The following is a 911-nucleotide window of genomic DNA, read 5'->3' as shown; positions in this document are numbered from 1 at the left end:
GGCCACCGGAAATAGGGCCGCGTCGCGGCGAACGTCGCCCGCAGCGCCGGCGTCAGCGGGATCGCGGCGGCGACGACGTCGCCCTGCTTCTCGGTCAGGCCGTCGAGGAGGGTGTCGAAGCGCCGGGCCTGCACGGTGCAGGTGATCGCCAGCTTCTCGCAGACGGCGCGGGCCAGCTCCACCGCGAAGCCGGTCGGGTTCCCGTCGGGGCCGGCGAAGTGCAGCGGCGGGAACTCGTCGTCGGTCAGGAAGCGCACGGCCCGGCCGGTCTGCGGCGCCTCGACCCGCTCGCCGCGGCTGCGCGGGTTCCAGAAGTTGGGCACCGTCACCGCCGCGGGCGCTTGCGGTGCGGCAACGGGCTGGGCGCCGGCCCGCGGCATCGCGGCGGCGCAGGCGAAGAGCACTAAGATAATAGTCTTTGAAAAGGACATCGTCCTTGCACCCTGAGCGCGCGCGCCTATGATCGCGGAGCGCCGACGGCGCAATGGGGAGGGGGTCCGGCTCACGTCCTCGCCTTAGCACGTCCCGGAGCCGACGGTAGCCGGCGCCCCGTGTCGTTCCTCCGCTTCCTCGGCCCCTCCCCCGGCCCACCGGCTTTGCCGCCGGAGATCGCGTTCCTGGCGGACGCGGGCGTCGATCCAGAGCTGCTGCGTCGCGCCGCGGATTTGGCCGAGGCGAGCGGGACCGACGCGGCGACCGCCCTTCTGCGCGCCGGGCTGATGGACGAGGAACCGTATTACCGGGCCCTCGCTCAAGCCCTCGAGGCCGAGTACCTCGACGGGCCGATCCCGCTCGGCATGGGCGCGCGCTTCCCCGACAGCCTGTCGCTCGGCATGGCGCCGCTGGTGCTGGGGGCGGGCGCCCCGGCGGTGCTGGCGCCGCGCGGGCGGCAGATCGCCGAACTGCTCGCC

At 74.1% G+C, this 911-nt stretch carries 1 protein-coding gene and 1 pseudogene; one reads left to right on the top strand and one right to left on the bottom strand.

Going from position 1 to position 911, the window contains the following annotated elements; translation table 11 throughout:
* On the bottom strand, window positions 1–380 hold a 380-nt coding region (locus FV222_RS27520), incomplete at its 3' end, for a transporter substrate-binding domain-containing protein (RefSeq protein WP_246685710.1).
* Between the two features lie 171 nt (window positions 381–551).
* Between FV222_RS27520 and FV222_RS27515 the strand changes: the two are divergent.
* Window positions 552–911: pseudogene (locus FV222_RS27515) on the top strand (glycosyl transferase); the annotation flags it as partial.

Source organism: Methylobacterium sp. WL103 (assembly GCF_008039885.1).
Lineage (GTDB): Bacteria > Pseudomonadota > Alphaproteobacteria > Rhizobiales > Beijerinckiaceae > Methylobacterium > Methylobacterium cerastii.
Note: the sequence above shows the minus strand (reverse complement) of the source record. Positions and strands in the feature narration are given on the sequence as shown.